The sequence below is a fragment of the Hyphobacterium lacteum genome, assembly GCF_036330345.1.
GTDB classification, from domain to species: domain Bacteria; phylum Pseudomonadota; class Alphaproteobacteria; order Caulobacterales; family Maricaulaceae; genus Hyphobacterium; species Hyphobacterium lacteum.
On the sequence record NZ_JAZDRP010000002.1, the window covers coordinates 299,561 to 315,749 of the forward strand.

At 60.5% G+C, this 16,189-nt stretch carries 14 protein-coding genes; 5 read left to right on the forward strand and 9 right to left on the reverse strand.

Features of this window, described 5'->3' with window-relative positions; all coding sequences use genetic code 11:
• Nucleotides 1–31 precede the first annotated feature (31 nt).
• Both V0U79_RS04005 and V0U79_RS04010 read left to right on the forward strand, forming a co-directional pair.
• Nucleotides 32–562, forward strand: a complete 531-nt coding sequence (locus V0U79_RS04005; RefSeq protein ID WP_330198179.1) for a TadE/TadG family type IV pilus assembly protein — start codon at nt 32–34, stop codon at nt 560–562.
• Nucleotides 555–1,091, forward strand: a complete 537-nt coding sequence (locus V0U79_RS04010) for a TadE/TadG family type IV pilus assembly protein (RefSeq protein WP_330198180.1) — start codon at nt 555–557, stop codon at nt 1,089–1,091. Before V0U79_RS04005 ends, V0U79_RS04010 begins: the two co-directional genes overlap by 8 nt.
• On the opposite strand, the gene V0U79_RS04015 is transcribed toward V0U79_RS04010, so the two are convergent.
• From V0U79_RS04015 to V0U79_RS04035, 5 genes are all read right to left on the reverse strand, one after another.
• Nucleotides 1,092–1,889 (reverse strand): aminotransferase class IV, encoded by a 798-nt coding sequence (locus V0U79_RS04015; protein WP_330198181.1) that lies wholly within the window; start codon nt 1,887–1,889, stop codon nt 1,092–1,094.
• Nucleotides 1,890–1,891: 2 nt separating this feature from the next.
• Nucleotides 1,892–3,160: an aminodeoxychorismate synthase component I gene (pabB, locus tag V0U79_RS04020; RefSeq protein ID WP_330198182.1), complete on the reverse strand. Its 1,269-nt coding sequence runs from the start codon at nt 3,158–3,160 to the stop codon at nt 1,892–1,894.
• Nucleotides 3,157–3,921 (reverse strand): tyrosine-protein phosphatase, encoded by a 765-nt coding sequence (locus V0U79_RS04025; protein WP_330198183.1) that lies wholly within the window; start codon nt 3,919–3,921, stop codon nt 3,157–3,159. Before V0U79_RS04025 ends, pabB begins: the two co-directional genes overlap by 4 nt.
• 77 nt (nt 3,922–3,998) lie before the next feature.
• Nucleotides 3,999–5,462 carry an AMP nucleosidase gene (locus tag V0U79_RS04030; RefSeq protein ID WP_330198184.1) on the reverse strand — a complete coding sequence of 488 codons (1,464 nt, stop codon included), beginning with the start codon at nt 5,460–5,462 and terminating at the stop codon, nt 3,999–4,001.
• Nucleotides 5,463–5,522: 60 nt separating this feature from the next.
• Nucleotides 5,523–6,113 (reverse strand): TetR/AcrR family transcriptional regulator, encoded by a 591-nt coding sequence (locus tag V0U79_RS04035; protein WP_330198185.1) that lies wholly within the window; start codon nt 6,111–6,113, stop codon nt 5,523–5,525.
• Between the two features lie 106 nt (nt 6,114–6,219).
• Here V0U79_RS04035 and V0U79_RS04040 point away from each other — a divergent pair, with 106 nt between their 5' ends.
• Both V0U79_RS04040 and V0U79_RS04045 read left to right on the forward strand, forming a co-directional pair.
• A complete protein-coding gene (locus V0U79_RS04040; protein WP_330198186.1) occupies nt 6,220–6,807 on the forward strand; it encodes an NAD(P)H-dependent oxidoreductase in 588 nt (195 codons plus the stop codon).
• A gap of 17 nt (nt 6,808–6,824) precedes the next feature.
• On the forward strand, nt 6,825–7,217 hold the full coding sequence (locus V0U79_RS04045) for a DUF4345 domain-containing protein (protein ID WP_330198187.1): 393 nt from the start codon (nt 6,825–6,827) through the stop codon (nt 7,215–7,217).
• 53 nt (nt 7,218–7,270) lie between these two features.
• On the opposite strand, the gene V0U79_RS04050 is transcribed toward V0U79_RS04045, so the two are convergent.
• The 4 genes from V0U79_RS04050 to putA all read right to left on the reverse strand — a co-directional run bounded on the left by V0U79_RS04050 (nt 7,271) and on the right by putA (nt 14,882).
• Nucleotides 7,271–8,347: a ribonucleotide-diphosphate reductase subunit beta gene (locus V0U79_RS04050; RefSeq protein ID WP_373696428.1), complete on the reverse strand. Its 1,077-nt coding sequence runs from the start codon at nt 8,345–8,347 to the stop codon at nt 7,271–7,273.
• Nucleotides 8,348–8,579: 232 nt separating this feature from the next.
• Nucleotides 8,580–9,407 carry a lipid A-modifier LpxR family protein gene (locus V0U79_RS04055; RefSeq protein ID WP_330198189.1) on the reverse strand — a complete coding sequence of 276 codons (828 nt, stop codon included), beginning with the start codon at nt 9,405–9,407 and terminating at the stop codon, nt 8,580–8,582.
• Between the two features lie 197 nt (nt 9,408–9,604).
• Nucleotides 9,605–11,497 carry a ribonucleoside-diphosphate reductase subunit alpha gene (locus V0U79_RS04060; RefSeq protein ID WP_330198190.1) on the reverse strand — a complete coding sequence of 631 codons (1,893 nt, stop codon included), beginning with the start codon at nt 11,495–11,497 and terminating at the stop codon, nt 9,605–9,607.
• A gap of 265 nt (nt 11,498–11,762) precedes the next feature.
• Nucleotides 11,763–14,882: a bifunctional proline dehydrogenase/L-glutamate gamma-semialdehyde dehydrogenase PutA gene (gene putA / locus V0U79_RS04065; protein ID WP_330198191.1), complete on the reverse strand. Its 3,120-nt coding sequence runs from the start codon at nt 14,880–14,882 to the stop codon at nt 11,763–11,765.
• A gap of 196 nt (nt 14,883–15,078) precedes the next feature.
• On the opposite strand from putA, the gene V0U79_RS04070 reads away from it, so the two are divergent.
• Nucleotides 15,079–16,158, forward strand: coding sequence for a glycosyltransferase family 4 protein (locus tag V0U79_RS04070; RefSeq protein ID WP_373696437.1), 1,080 nt, complete (start codon nt 15,079–15,081; stop codon nt 16,156–16,158).
• Nucleotides 16,159–16,189: the final 31 nt, after the last annotated feature.

A 16,189-nucleotide genomic window follows, 5' to 3' on the forward strand; every position in this document is an offset into this window, starting at 1 on the left:
TGTATAGAGGCTTGTGAAAACGGGGTGTCCCATGCGCAAGCCGGGCTTTTTCAGATCTTTCCGCAAGAACCGCGATGGCGCGACCGCCGTCGAGTTTGCGCTTGTGGCCGGGCCTTTCTTGTTTTTTCTGATGGCGCTGATCGAGATCGCCGCCATGTTTTTCGCCGAGACCGTGATCGACAATGCCGTGCTGGAAAGCGCGCGCCTGATCCGTACCGGCCAGCTGCAAAACGGCGGCGGCGGTGCGACCGCCTTCCGCGAGGAAGTTTGCGACCGCATCGTGGTGATTGCCGATTGCGACCGCATGGCCTTCGAAGTCGCCGTGTTCCAGGACTTTGACACCGTCGCGCCGACCGATCCGCTCAATCAGGATGGTACGATGAATGAGGCCAATATGGGGTTTGATCCGGGGCGTTCGGGCGACATCGTCCTGGTCCGCGTCTATTACCGCTGGCAGGTGTTGATGCCGCAATTGTTCGGGGGACGCATGGGCAATATGGCCGACGGCCAGCGTCTGATCGTCTCCTCCACCGTCTTCCGCAATGAGCCCTATGATGATTAGAGCCCTGCGAAATATCCTGTGCCGCCTTGGCCGCGACAAATCCGGCGTTTCCGCCGTCGAGTTCGCGCTGATCGCGCCGGTCATGGTGGTGCTCTATCTGGGCATGGTCGAGATCTCTCTGGCCCTGTCAGCCGACCGCAAGGTCACTAATGCCGCCAGCGCTCTGGCCGATCTGATCGCGCAGGATGATGTCATAACAGATGCCGAGATGACGGACATTCTCAATGCCGGCGTGGCCATCATTCAGCCCTTTAGCGCCGATCAGTTCTCGGTCCGCATTTCCAGCGTCTCGATGAGCCTTCTGGGCGAGGTCGAGGTCGACTGGAGCGATGGCCGCGGCATGCTTCCGCGTGCGCCCGGCTCGCAGCCGACCGTGCCGGCGGGCGTACTGGCACCTGGGCGCTCTGTCGTCTGGGTGGAAGTGGCCTATGCCTATCAGGCTCCGTTCCGGGAGATCACCGGCGATTTCGACATCAATGAGGAATTCTTCCTGCGTCCGCGTCAGTCACTGAGCGTTTCCCGCCAGTAATTACAGCGCCGCGGCCAACAGGTCTTCCAGCACATCATGAGACACTGGCAGGACGCGGCCATCGATGGCCGCTACCGGTGTAACGCCCATGACGGCATTGCTGACAAAGGCGCATTCCGCACTCGCCAAGGCATCCGGATTGAACGCGGACTCCTTGACTTCAACGCCAGCCGCCTGCGCCCAATGCATGACACTCTGGCGCATCACACCATTGCGGATCGCGCACTGTGTGGATGGCGTGAACATTTCCCCGTCCCTGATCCAGAACAGATTGGCGCTGTCGCCCCCGGATACAAATCCGGCCTCGGTCAGCATCAGGGCCATGTCCGCGCCCTGTGCCACAGCCTCGCGTCTCGCCGCCAGATTATCGGCATAGCTCATCGTCTTGTAACGCGCGGCGAGGCTGGTGGTTGAGCGGCGGATGGACGAGATCGCCAGCCGCACCGAATCTGGTGCTTCCGGCAGCGGCGAAAATTGCAGATAAAGCGCTTCCTGCTGATCGCTCAGCGGCGCCAGCCCGCGCCCGCCCGGCCCGCGCGTGACCTGAAGTTTTCCGACACCGGAGCCGGGCATCAATTTCCGCACGCCGCTTTCAACGATCCGCCAGTCCTGCGGTGCCAGCGCCATGGCGTCGCAGGCCGCCTCCAGACTGGCGCGGTGCAACTGGCCATGGCGGATCGCACCATTATCGATGCGAAACGTCTCGAAAACGCCATCGCCAAGCTGGAAAGCCCGATCGCCCAGCGTGGTCGCTGTCGGTTCGGCCTCCACCCACTTTTGCTTGTCGCGCCAGTACATGCCTATCCCTCCAGCGCTGCGCGCAAAGCGCTCAGCTTGTGCAGGGTTTCATCATATTCTTCTGCCGGATCGGAATCGATGGTGATCGCCCCGCCCGAACGGGCCTTCACCTGCCAATCCGTATCCGTGCGGATCAGATCGAGCGTTCGGATCATGACGTTCAGATCCATCGACTGACCGCTGTAACCGATCCAGCCCAGCGCGCCGCAATAGGCCCCCCTTGCCTCGCCCTCGGCCTCACGGATCAATTCCATGGCGCGTATCTTCGGCGCACCGGTAATCGAACCCGCCGGAAAGCTGGCGAGGATCAGATCCAGCGCGTCGCGGCCTTCGGCCAGCTGCCCGGTCACCGTCGAAACCAGATGATGGACATTGGCATAGCTCTCGACCGTATTGAGTTGCGGCACCTTCACGCTGCCAGGCCGGCAGACGCGCGAAATGTCATTGCGAACGAGATCAACAATCATCAGGTTTTCCGCGCGATCCTTTTCGCTGGCGGCCAGCGCTTCGGCTTCCGCCCTGTCGGCGGCCGGGTCGGATTTTCGCGGGCGCGTCCCCTTGATGGGCCGGCTTTCGACAAATCCGCCTTTCAGCCGCAGGAAACGTTCGGGCGAATTGGTCATCACCACATGATCATCTGATGCGCGAAGCCAGGCCGCATGCGGCGCATCGCTGCGTTCCAGAAGGCGCAGGAAAACCGACCAGGGATCGCCGGTCAGATGTCCGGAAAAGCCCTGGCTGAGATTGGCCTGATAGATATCGCCCGCCCGAATGTGTTCGATCATGGTCCGGCAGGCTGCAAGATACGCCTCGCGCGACCAGCCCGGCTCCAGATCACCACGGGCCGGCTGCGGTAGAGGTTGGCCCTCTTCCAGACAGGCTCTCAGCCGTCTTCGTCCGTCATCAACGCCTTGCAGCGTGAGCGTGCGGCTCACCGGATCGAACACGGCCCAGGCGGGATACACGCCAAGCTGGACCAGTGGCCGGCCGGGAGGGGGCAGTCCGGTACGAGGCTCCAGTACATGTCCGAATTCATATGAAAACAGCCCGGCCAGCTGATGCCCGTCAGCCAGTGCACCCCGCGCTTTTTGAAGTAAGACGGACAAATCATCGCCCTGCCGGAAGGTCAGCGTGTCGACGGGAAGGGCATAAAGCCGTGAGGCTGACCGCTGGCCACCATGCAATAGCAGAGCGCCATCCTGTGTACGAAACGGTGCAAAGGCACGTTCCGGTTCGATCCAGTCGACTGTTTCGCTGAAAGCCTCGTTCACCGCGCGATCAAATTCTCTCGAACCGCGGCGATTTCGGCATCGCTCAGCCCGAGAACGCCGGAGACATAGGCTTCCGCCGAACCGATCTCGTCGAAGGCTTCGTGCAGATAATCCCCCTCGACGCCGAGGAATGTGCGCAAGGCCGGTTCCGGAATCATCCGGTCATAGGTCTCGTGCAGGCGTTTTTGCACAACCGGCACCAGCGCATCATAGTCGACCGCCTGGTTGGTCATCACATAGTCATCGACAATGACGTCAAACGGCACACCCGCCAGTGATAATGTGAGCGCGCAGAACAGGCCGGTCCTGTCCTTGCCGGCCGCACAATGCACGACAAAGCCCTCGTCCGCGCCATGCGTGGCGAGTTCACGCAGCCCGGCAGCGAAGACTTCCTGATTGCCCTGCTCATTGGGAAGGCGGCGATACGTCGAGCGCATCCAGCCTTGCACACCATCGAGACTGACATCACCCTCGCGGATGAAACGCAGATGCGGCGGCTCCTTGTGGCCGGCGATATCCGATTGCAGGACACGCAGCCCCTCGCCCCAGTTCGACGGTTCATTGTCGCGTTCGCGCGGACGGCGCAGATCGGCAACGACCGAAATGTTGAGCGCTTTCAGCTTCTGCTGATCGGCCGGCGTGGCGTTGTGAAAATGGCCGGAGCGGTAAAGCCCGGACCGGACTTTCGCGCCGTCACGGGCATCATATTCGCCGAAGTGACGAAAATTGCGAATACCCTCGAATTCCAGAACCCGGCTCATGCGGACCTGCTAGCGGACAGGGTCTGAAAGGGCAAGGCCTCAGGGCAAACAAACCCCTGAAAGAATGAATCATTCCCCTACCGGAAGGGCGGTTCATCGAAACTGCGCAGCTTGCGCGAATGCAGGGCTGTGGCCTCGTTGCGGCGAAGGATTTCCACCGTCTCGATCCCCGCCATCAAGTGCTCGGAGACCGATTTCTGATAGAAAAGATTGGCAGCCCCCGGCAGTTTCAGCTCGCCATGCAGCGGCTTGTCCGACACGCAGAGCAAGGTTCCATACGGCACCCGCAGCCGGAAGCCGTTCGCCGCGATCGTTGCAGATTCCATGTCCACGGCGATCGCCCGCGACTGGTTGATGCGGCGCGCCTCGGCATGATAGCGCAGCTCCCAGTTCCGGTCGGCATAAGTAGCGACCGTGCCGGTCCGCAGCCGGCGCTTGATATCCTCGCGGCTGTCACCGGACACCGTCTTCACGGCATCGGCCAGCGCAATCTGGATTTCCGCAATCGGCGGCACCGGGATTTCCAGCGGAAGATCGCGGTCCAGCACCCGGTCATAGCGCAGATAGGCGTGAGCCAGCACATAATCACCGAGCCGTTGGGAATGGCGCAGCCCGCCGCAATGACCGATCATCAGCCAGCATTGCGGGCGCAGAACCGCCAGATGGTCGGTGATGGTCTTCGCATTCGACGGGCCGACACCGATATTCACGAGGGTAATGCCCCGCCCGCCCGGCGCCTTCAGATGATAGGCCGGCATCTGGAAGCGCCGCCAGGGCGCGGCCTCCACAGCCGCGCGGGCATTCGGTGTTTTCGCATCCACCTCGACAAAGCCCGCCGCAGAGAAGCTCTCATATTCATTGTCTTCCTTCAGCTGACCGATCGCCCAGGCCACGAAGGCATCCACATAGCGGTGATAGTTGGTGAACAGAATAAACTGCTGGCAGTCTTCATAAGGACTGCCCGTGTAATGCTTCAGGCGCGACAGCGAGTAATCCACGCGAGGCGCATCGAACAGGGTCAGCGGTCGTGCCTCGCCAGGTTGCGGGCTGCGTTCGCCATTGGGCAGGGCATCGTCAATGCCGGCCAGATCCGCATACGGGAAATTCCGGACCAGATCGGCGACGGACGCCGCATCAAGATCCAGATCCTCGGCCCCGTCCAGCACGGTGGAGAAGGCGATCTCGGTCTCCGAAAGACCGGTCTCGATCGTGATGTCGTAATCGTCCTGTAGAAGGCTCAGCTGCTCGACCAGATAATCCCTGAACAGTTCCGGGTGGGTTATGGACTGGGCGTAAAGGCCGGGCTCGGAAAACTTGCCGAAGGCCCGGCTGATCGGGGGTGGGGACCCGTCAGGCTCGTACCGCACCCGGAGCTCGGGATAGGCAAAGGCCCCGGCCTTGCGCGCCTCGGCGTCTGGCATGATGCCGTCATCGAGATAGGCACGCAGCGCTTCTCTGAGGTTTTCAACTGACTTCCGGTGAAGTCCCACTAGCCGGTCAACAGCGATATCCGGCGTTTCAGCAATTTCAAATGTCTTCATGGCTGGCTAATGCCGGAAAGGATGGCCGGCGGCAAGTCCGAAATTACGCAATATCCAAGCCTATCCCGCTTTGATGAAAGCCGCACTGGCGATCCGTTTCAGCTCGTCCCGATAGGCTTCTACGGTCCAGCCGCAATCCATCACCCAGTGTTCGTAATTCCTGACCGACATCAACGTCCACAGGCTGTCGACGGCAGCGCGATTCGATAGCCCGGCCACCAGATGACCGTCTTTTTCCAGCGCATCAATCGCCGCCTGACAGCCATGACGCTGTGCCGCCATACGATCAGTCCAGGCGGCACCCGCCGAGGCATCCGTCTCCTTCATCGCGAGCAAGGCACGGGCCACGGGATATATTTGCGGCACCAGCTGTGCCCAGGCGTCGAGGTAGGCAAGAAGGCGTGAGACGCCGTCCGGCGCCCCACGGCTGGCCGACAGCAATTCATCGACATTCGCAGCCATATCAGCGTGCCGCGCCGTTGCGACCAGCAATTCGGCGCGGTTGGCGAAATGCAGATAGACCGCTTGCCGGCTGACCCCAGCGGCTTTCGCAATCTCGCCCATGCCAACGTCGGCACCTTGCTCTTCCAGCTTTCGCCGGCAGGCCTCGAGGATTTTCTCCCTGGTACCCCGAGCAACGCTTCCGGCCATCTGATTCTTCCTTTCCCGCAAAATCTGAAAATCACTTGACATGATGTCAAGGTAACGATACTTGACGCGCTGTAAAGTTTACACGCTGTCAAGAAAGAGGTTCGTCATGTCAAAACGTGTCTTCATCTGGGTGGGGCATCCCAATAAAAAATCCCTGTGTTCCGGATTGGCGGACGCCTATCAGGCCGGCGCCGAGAGCATCGGCGCAGAGGTGATCCGCATGGATCTGGCGGATATGAATTTGAAGCCGCTGGAGGATGATCCCTCGGGGGCGGATACCGGCACGCTTGAACCGGACATCGTGCAATGGCGGGCCAATCTGGCCTGGGCGGATCACGTGCTTTTCATTCACCCCTACTGGTGGGCGGGCATGCCGGCGAAGGCCAAGGCCGTACTCGATCGCGGACTTGCCTCGGGCTTTGCCTACAAATATCGCGGCCGCGGCGCGAGCTGGGACAAGCTGCTGGCGGGCCGCACGGCGGATGCCTTCATCACGTCCGACACGCCCCCGCTGATTGATCGCTTCATATATGGCCGCCCGGGACGTCGCGTGATCAAGAACCAGGTTCTGGAATTCTGCGGAATCAAGACCCGGAAAGTGATCCAGTTCGGTTCGGTGAAGCTCTCATCGGACGAAAAGAAACTCGGCTGGATCGCCCGGGCCGAGCAGCTCGGCGCCTCGTTGGCGGCCTGAACGGAAAGGAGAATCCCATGAAACGCATTCTGGCGACCATGTTCCTTGTCCTCTCAGGCGGAATTGCCGCGCTGGTTGGCACCTGGCTGATGCTCGACCCTAACGGATTTCTCGCACTGAGCGGTATTTCCGGCACCAGCGATGTGAACCGGCTTTCCGAAGCGCGGGCACCGGGCGGATTTCTGCTGGTAACAGCCGCGGTCATCCTGTTTACCGCCCTGCGGCCCGGCCGGCATCATATTGGCTATACGCTCAGCGCCCTCCTCTATCTGGGCTATGCGATGGGACGGATGACCGGACTGCTGATGGATGGCTGGCCGGATACCAGCCTGATCGGCGCACTCGGCCTCGAGCTGGTCTTCGGCCTGTCGGCTCTCGCCGCTCTGATGAACCGGCGTCGCTGCGCATGAAAAAGCCCCGGTGCCAAAGCGCCGGGGCTCTATCAATTCCGGTGGGACGAAAGTTATTCCGCCGGCAACTCATTGGCTGATTTCTGGCCCTGCAATTTGTCGAAATTCGACCAGACACCGTCATCGCCATGCCATTCGCCCTTCGTGGCGCCCTTGGAATATTCCGTCGCGCGGGCCTCGAAGAAATTGGCGTGCTCGACCCCGTTGAGGATCTCCGTCAGCCAGGGCAGCGGGTGCTTCTCGATACCGAAGACCGGCTCCAGCTTCAGTTGGCGCAGCCGCCAGTCGGCAATGTAGCGGATGTAGTTCTTGATATCCTGAGGAGTCATGCCTTCGACATCGCCCATCTCGAAAGCAAGGTCGATGAACTTGTCTTCCAGGCTGACGACATGCTTGCAGTTCTCGATGATGTCCGCCTTCACCTGATCCGTCAGCGCGCCCGTCTCCTCGGCGAACTCGTGGAACATGCGGATCATGCCCTCGCAATGCAGGGACTCATCGCGCACCGACCATGACACGATCTGGCCCATCCCCTTCATCTTGTTGAAGCGCGGGAAGTTCATCAGCATGGCGAAAGAGGCAAACAGCTGCAGGCCCTCGGTAAACGCCCCGAACATGGCCAGCGTGCGCAGAATATCCTCATTCGTTTCGACGCCGAATTCCTGCATGTAGTCATGCTTGTCCTTCATGGCCTCGTATTCCATGAAAGCCGAGAATTCCGTGTCCGGCATGCCGATGGTTTCCAACAGCAGCGCATAGGCTGCGATATGGATCGTCTCCATGTTGGAGAACGCCGACAGCATCATCTTCACCTCGGTGGGTTTGAAGACACGCGCATAGCGTTCCATGTAGTTGTCGTTCACTTCCACGTCCGACTGCGTGAAGAAACGGAAAATCTGGGTCAGCAAATTGCGTTCCTGGTCCGACAGCTTGGTCGCCCAGTCCTTGCAGTCTTCGCCCAGAGGCACCTCTTCCGGCATCCAGTGAACCTGCTGCTGTTTCTTCCAGAAATCATACGCCCACGGATATCGGAAAGGCTTGTAGGAGTGACTGGAGGTCAGAAGGCCTGGAACGGACATGGTATCGGACATGGATTTCCCCGGAATCTCTGCTGGAACGACTCGCCGCATTACGAGCCATTCATCACTACATATTGAGGTTAAAGTCGGCTGAACGTCCAGACCTTGTGGTTCACAATTCACAACGCTCCGCAGTCTTTTTCACCCCGGCAGCAGAAATAAACCGAGGAATGGGTCCCGGCACCATGCCCGCTCGGGAGATTGCTGGGGAAAAGAACGGTGCCAGAGGCTGGCGGGCACCCGTCAGCGTGTCCTGTTAATACCTCGGCGGTAATGGGAATTACTACCAGCGGCGGCTGAGCGAGAAGGCCGCGAAATCATCGGCGGCATCGTAATCATCAATCCCGATACGGGCATTCCGTTCGCGCCGGACATAGGCAAAGGACAGATCATTATCGCCGAGCCGCATCGCGATACCGGCCTGCGCATCACCGACAACCGCATAGGATTCCAGCGACATCGCCCCACGCATATTCCAGCCTTCGGCCGGATCGTACAGCAGGGCCCGCCGCTCGGCTCCGGCAAAGAAATACCAGCTTGGTCGCGCTGCATCTTCCTGCAGATACCGGCCAACCCGCACTTCAGCCCCCGCTCCCGCACCGGAACCCTCCGGACCGAAGCTGAAACCGGCCCGCGGCTCGATGGTCAGATCCAGCCCCTCCGCGCCACCGTGCGATTCAAAACGGGTGACATAGTCCACCGCCACCGAAGACCGGTAATCTCGATCGGGATGCACAATGGCGGAATCGATATCCGATTCCGGATCGAACATGCGGTCTGACCGGGTCAGAAGGGTTGGCTGGAAAATGCGGAGCTCGATCCACGACGAATCGTCGAAGGCATTGATAGCGGTCGACTCGCCGGAAAACGCGGCCAGCGAGGAATTGTCGTCACCGGTTTCTGCCAGCACGCTGGCAGCGACAAAACGGGCGCTGTGATCGGCTTCGATCTGGCGCGATTCTTCCGACGTCAGGAACGGCGCCAGAATGATCTGGTCCACGTCCAGAACAGCGGGAGTGTTCTCATAATCGTAGGATTGCGCCCAAGCGGACCCGCAAGCGGACAGGCCCGCTGCAAACAGAACCGACAATATCCGGTCGATACGCGTCACACGCGACTCCCGTGGCGAACTGAAACCCAAGTTATCATGTCCGCAAATTCTGTGGACCGAAAAACACCGGTTTCGGGCCTTCCATTGGCCTTATGGTTAAGAAAAACCGGCCTCTGTGACTCGAAACGCACATGATGCAGCGCAACAAAACAAGGGCGGCTCAATGGCCCCCCCCGTGTCTATCGATTCTGTTTTTATTACTGGCAGGCGAGGCATTCCTCGTAATCGGTCTTGGCGGCCGCGACCATGGAGGCCTCGGCATCACTCTTTGATTCCGAACCGGCATAGGAAGCCCGCTGCACCGACTTCGAGCGGCAGTAATAGAGCGACTTCACACCCTTCTCCCACGCCGTCCAGTGCAGCATGTGGAGATCCCACTTATCGACATCGCCCGGCAAGAAGATGTTCAGCGATTGGGACTGGCAGACATAGGGCGTGCGGTCTGCCGCATGCTCGATCACCCAGCGCTGATCAATCTCGAAGGCGGTCTTGAACAGATCCTTCTCATTCTGATCGAGGCAGTCGAGATGCTGGACCGAACCCTCATGCTCGAGAATGGAGGCCCAGACCTCGTCCGTGTCGGCGCCTTTTTCTTCCAGCACCTTCTTCAGTTGCGGGTTTTTCACCGAGAAGGAACCTGACAGCGTCTTGTGGACGTAGAAATTGGCCGGGATCGGCTCGATGCCTGCCGAGGTGCCGCCGCAGATGATCGAGATCGATGCGGTCGGCGCGATCGCCAGCTTGTGTGAGAAGCGGGCCTTCACACCGGCTTCCTCGGCATCCGGGCAGGCCCCGCGCTCTTCCGCCAGCCGGACCGACGCCTTGTCGGCTTCCTGGCGGATATGCTTGAACATTTTCATGTTCCAGGATTTTGCCATCGGCGATTCAAACGGTGCATTCATCTTCTGCAGGAAGGAATGGAAGCCCATCAGGCCGAGTCCGACGGACCGCTCGCGCTTGGCGGAGTAGACGGCGCGGGCCATCTCTTCAGGCGCACGGTCGATGAAATCCTCCAGAACATTGTCGAGGAAACGGTAGATATCCTCGATGAATTGCGGATCGTCTTTCCACTCCAGGAATTTCTCGGCATTGAGCGAAGACAGACAGCATACCGCCGTGCGGTCACGGCCATGCTTGTCGACGCCGGTAGGCAGCATGATCTCGGCGCACAGATTGGACTGGCGGACCTTGAGGCCCTGTTTCTTCTGATGCGCCGGCAGCGCATCATTCACCGTGTCGGAAAAGACGATATACGGCTCGCCGGTCTGCAGGCGCAGATCGAGAATTTTCTGCCAGATCTTGCGGGCAGACACAGAGCGGACAACCTCGCCGGAGCGTGGTGATTTCAGCTCGTACTCGCCGTCCGTCTTTACCGCTTCCATAAAGGCATCTGTGACATTGAGGCCGTGGTGAAGGTTGAGGCTCTTGCGGTTGAAGTCACCGGACGGCTTGCGGATTTCGAGAAACTCCTCGATTTCCGGGTGGTGGACATCCAGGTATACGGCCGCCGACCCGCGGCGCAGCGAGCCTTGAGAAATGGCAAGTGTCAGCGAATCCATGACACGGATGAAGGGAATGATGCCCGAGGTCTGGCCATTCTGGCCGACTTTCTCGCCGATCGAGCGGACTTCACCCCAATAGGTGCCGATGCCACCGCCATTGGAGGCCAGCCAGACATTCTCATTCCAGGTGTTGACGATGTCATTCAGGGAATCGCCGACCGTGTTCAGGAAGCAGGAAATCGGCAGTCCGCGCGAGGCGCCGCCATTCGACAGGACGGGCGTCGCCGGCATGAACCACAGATTCGACATGTAGTTATAGAGACGCTGAGCGTGCTCGGTATCATCGGCATAGGCCGTCGAAACGCGGGCAAACATGTCCTGATAGGACTCGCCCGGCAGCAGATAGCGATCGACCAGCGTCTTCTTGCCGAAATCTGTCAGCAGCGCGTCGCGGGACGGATCCGTCTCGACCTTTTTGACCAGCTTCAGGTCCGGCTTTGGCGCCCGCGGCTTACCGGGTCGCAGCTTTTCCTGGCTCGCGTCATCCCCGGCTTTCTTGGACATTGCGGCAGCGTCGTAAGGCGTCATTTTAAACTCGTCTCCCCCCGGAAATCAGAGCATAGCTGTGCTGTTGCGCGGAACGTACGCGTTCGCGCCGCTTCTCTGAAAATCCCATGATGGTGTGTCTGCGTTTCCAGCCGACCCAACATATAGTGCTTAAACACCGGGCCATGGTCAACGGGGGAAATGGTCCGAAAACGGATTTTTTGGTTAACGATCCGCTAATGCCGCATCGCCATTGGCAAATTCCGGTAATGCTTTTTGCAGTGGGGTTTTATCACCCCACGAAAGGTCAAAGACTTAGCAGTTCCGGATCGCCGCCCTGCGCCGAAATGTTAACGGTCACCGTGCGCTCCGTCGCAAACCTGGCGAGATAGTGAGGACCACCCGCCTTCGGTCCGGTGCCCGACAGACCTTCCCCGCCAAACGGCTGAACGCCGACTACCGCGCCCGTGATATTCCGGTTCACATAGACATTGCCGGCAGGCACTTCCGCCATGATTTCCTCATGGAATCGCGACAGGCGCGAGTGAATTCCCAGCGTCAGACCATAGCCCTTGGCCGCCAGCTCCCGCGCAATCTTGCCGACATCCTTCCGCTTGTAACGCAACACGTGAAGAATCGGCCCGAACACCTCGCGTTCCATCAGGTCCAGCGAGGGGATCTCGATCAGCGCCGGCGCAAAGAAGAAGCCATTGTCGGCCAGCGGACCGGGATCGGCCTGCTTGAGCACTTTCGCATTCACACGCATCCGGGTCATGTGCTGGTCGAGAATGCCCTTGGCTTCCTCGTCGATCACAGGGCCGACATCGGTGAAGGCCTCGGCCGGATCGCCAAGCGCCAGTGCATCCATGGCACCGATCAGCCCTTCAATGAAACCATCTGCAGTATCTTCCGGCAGGAAGAGGATACGCAGCGCCGAACACCGCTGACCGGCCGAACCGAAAGCCGACAATATGGCATCATCGATCACCTGCTCTTTCAGGGCGGAGGTATCGACGAACATGCCATTCAGCCCGCCGGTCTCGGCGATGAAGGGCACGATCGGACCGTCTTTTTCCGACAGCGCCTTGTTGATGATTCGCGCCACTTCGGTGGAGCCGGTGAAACACACACCGCCCGTGCGCAGATCATTGACCAGAGCGGCCCCGGCACGGCCATCTCCGGTGATGAGATGCAGCACGTCTTTGGGAAGCCCCGCCTCCTGGAACAATTTGACCGCTTCACAGGCGATCAGCGGGGTCTGCTCGGCGGGTTTGGCCAGCACGGTATTCCCGGCCGCCAGAGCCGCAGCCAGCTGACCGGTGAAGATGGCCAGCGGGAAATTCCACGGGCTGATGCAGACAAACACACCGCGGCCCCGCAATTCGAGATGATTGGTCTCTCCAGCCGGTCCGGGAAGACGGACCGGTCCGGCAAACTTGCGCTCGGCCTCGGCCGCGTAATAGCGGCAGAAATCCACCGCCTCACGGACTTCCGCAACGCCGTCGGGAAGATTCTTGCCGCCTTCGCGCGTCATGATCGCAATCAACCGGTCGGTTTCAGCTTCCAGCGCATCGCCCATGGCACGGAGAATCTCCGCACGCCGGGCTCCGCCCAGCTCGTCCCAGCCGCGCTGGGCCGCCCGGGCGGCCTCGAAGGCATCGTCGATATGATCATCCGTCGCATTGGAGATCAGCGAAACGACATTGTGCTGATTGACCGGGCTGGCATGCTTGTAAGGGTCTGACACCTGCATCTTGCCTCGCACGACCGGACCGGCCGGCAGTGGCAATTGGGCATCGAGCTTCGCCTGTTCCGCTGCCAGGCGTTCGCGAACGGACACCTGGCTCAGATCAACACCGGCAGAATTGGTGCGGCTGTCGCCGTAAAGGCGCAGCGGTGCGGCGATGAAGGGGTGCCGGTCAATCGTGCCCGCCACGTCGAACGGACCACTGGCGACATCGGCTGCCGGCACCGACTTGTCGAGGAAGGAGTGAACGAAAGACGTGTTCGCCCCGTTTTCCAGCAAGCGCCGCACGAGATAGGGCAACAGATCCTCGTGTTCGCCGACCGGGGCATAGATCCGGACCGGATGACCGCCAAAAGCGTCCTGTGCGGCTTTGTAGAGCGGCTCGCCCATGCCGTGCAGACGCTGGAATTCATACGATTCGACACCCGCCGCCTGCGCCAGGTGGCGCACAGCACACAGGGTGAAGGCGTTATGGGTGGCAAACTGGGAATAGACCGCATCCGGCGCCGTCAGCATCAGTCGCGCGCAGGCCAGATAATTGAGATCGGTTGCCGGCTTGGTCGACCAGACCGGGAAATCCGGCCATCCCATCTGCTGGGCAAATTTGATCTCGGTGTCCCAGTACGCGCCCTTCACCAGTCGGACGAGGAAGCGCCGCCCGGTTTCCCGGCCCAGCGCAATCAGGTTTTCTATCACCGCCTCACAGCGCTTCTGGTAGGCCTGGATCGCCAGCCCCAGACCATTCCATCCGGCCAGCGAGGGCTCCCGCGCGAGGCGCTCGAAAATCCTCAGCGAAATGACCAGCCGGTCGCTTTCCTCGGCATCCAGGCACAGTCCGATATTCGCCGCCTTGGCGGCTTCGGCCTGTTCCAGCACGAGAGGGTAGAGCTCTTCAAAAACGCTGGCTTCCTTCACCGCATGATAGCGCGGATGCAAGGCCGACAGTTTTACGGAAATCCCGTCAACTGTCTCGATCGCACCCTCGCCGCGATGAGATCCGACGGTAGCAATCGCTTCCAGATAGCGCTTGTGATAGCGCGCCGCATCAGCATGCGTACGGGCACCCTCGCCCAGCATGTCGAAGGAATGCAGCCGGCCTTCCGTCTTATGGCCGCGTTTGATCGCCGCCTTGATCGAGCGGCCCAGAACGAATTGCTCGCCGAGGATCTTCATGGCCTGCATGGTGGCGGCCCGGATCACCGGCTCGCCCATGCGATGGGTCAGGCGGCGCATATAGGTGCCGGGGTTCTTTTTGGCCTCGCGATCGACCTCGACCAGCGAGCCGGTCAGCATCAGACCCAGCGTCGAGGCATTGACCAGCCAGTGCTCGGATTTGCCGACATGGCCGCTCCACTCGCCCGAGCCGATCCGCTCGGCGATCAGCTTGTCGACCGTCTCCGCATCCGGCACCCGCAAAAGCGCCTCGGCCAGGCACATCAGGGCGAGACCTTCCTTGTTGGACAGGCCGAACTCCTGGAGGAAGCTTTCCATCAAGCCCGCGGTTTTGGTCGATTTACGGGCTCGCTCGACCAGATCGATGGCACCCTTGCGCACCGTATCGATATCGTCACCGCTAAAACCGATCCTGCGGGAGAGCGCGCGGGCGGCCTCCGTTTCATCGGCAAATTTGAGGGTGTCGATCTTGTCCCAGTCGATCCCGACAGTTGCAGTATCCGGCATGGCGCTCACTCTGCTAAAGCCAAATCCTATCATGGCGCTTTGATCATGCCCAAAACCGGCTGGCAAGAGCATGAAACGCCTCTTCGCCATGTGCGAATTATGGTTTATGGAGACGCGCATGATGGACAACCAAACCGATACGAACGACATCGAGGACGATGAGGATGATGATTTCGGCGGCAAGCCGAAGCGCATCATGCTGGTCACCGATGCCTGGGAGCCGCAGGTCAATGGCGTGGTTCGCACGCTGACCCGCACGGTCGAGGAATGCCGCGCCATGGGTCACGAGGTGGAGGTGATCCACCCCGGCCTCGGCTACAAGACCATGCCGCTGCCGACCTACCCGGAAATCCAGCTGGCCATGGGCGCGCGCAAGGATATCGAGCAGCGTTTCAAGGATTTCGAGCCGGAAGCCATCCACATTTCAACCGAGGGCCCGCTGGGCATGGCGGCACGCGCGGTCTGCCTGAAGTGGAAACTGCCTTTTACGACCAGCTATCACACCAAATTCCCGGAATATGTGAACGCCCGCTTCCCCTTCATTCCGTTGTCGGCAGGCTATTCCTTCATGCGCTGGTTCCACAATGCCGGTGGCCGCCTGATGGTGGCGACGCCGTCCATGCGCGATGATCTGGCCGCTCGCGGCTTCAAGAACATCACGCCCTGGGCGCGCGGTGTCGACACCGTCCTCTTCAACCCTGATAAAAGAGGCATTGATGGCGGCGTCTACCCGGATCTGGAAGGCCCGATCTGGGTCTATGTCGGCCGCGTTGCCGTGGAAAAGAATATCGAGGCCTTCCTCGATTGCGATCTGCCCGGCACCAAGGTGGTCATCGGCCCCGGCCCGCAGCTCGACGAATTGCGCAAGGAATATCCGGATATCCAGTTCCTCGGCCCCAAATATGGCGACGAGCTGGCGCAGTATTTCGCCGACGCCGATGTCTTCGTCTTCCCCAGCCTGACCGACACATTCGGTCTGGTGATCCTGGAATCCATGGCCTGCGGCACGCCGGTCGCGGCCTTCCCGGCGCCGGGCCCGAAGGATCTGATCCCGGGAACGGGCGCAGGCGCGGTGTCCGAGGATCTGCGCGAAGCCTGCCTGGAAGCACTGAAGATGAAGCGCGAGCGCTGCCGCGAATATGCGGAAGGCTTCTCGTGGAAGTCCTGCGCGGAAGAGTTCGTGAAGAACCTCAAGCCGCAACCCAAGCCGGAGGGCCGCAAGTTCTGGCGCCGCCTTCGCCGTCTGGGCCGGAAAGAGCGCAAGCCGCTGTTCTAGCCCTGAGGCCGCCCGCCGCATTGCCAATGCC